Here is a 374-nt window from a genome sequence, read left to right on the forward strand (position 1 = left end):
CAAACATAATATTCAGATTCCCAGCCTCCTGGAAATCTTATGCCCTGATAATTTATAGATTCTAATTTGTTTTCAAAAGTAGCATAATCAGAATCTGTTATTGTTCTCCAATTATTATTTACACCAAAAAACTCGTTAGATATAGCTACTCGGTTATTAGTATACAACCAAATATCTACGGTTTGTTGTGCTGTCATTTGACTGCTAGAATTTGCAGTCAAACTCATTTCGGCAGTATTTTCTGCATTGTTTTGATCTAGCATATCTTCTTCATTTGTGTTACATGACACAAAGCCAAAAATTATGGTAAATAAGATTAAAGTTGATTTTTGTAAATAAAAATTTTTTTTCATTTTGGAATAGTTTAGTTGTTT

Annotated in this window: 1 pseudogene; it reads right to left on the reverse strand. The window is 29.4% G+C overall.

The features are described from left to right. A pseudogene (locus J8281_RS19235) lies at positions 1–353 on the reverse strand (hypothetical protein); the annotation flags it as partial. Positions 354–374: the final 21 nt, after the last annotated feature.

It is taken from the genome of Aquimarina sp. U1-2, from assembly GCF_017897595.1.
GTDB lineage: Bacteria > Bacteroidota > Bacteroidia > Flavobacteriales > Flavobacteriaceae > Aquimarina.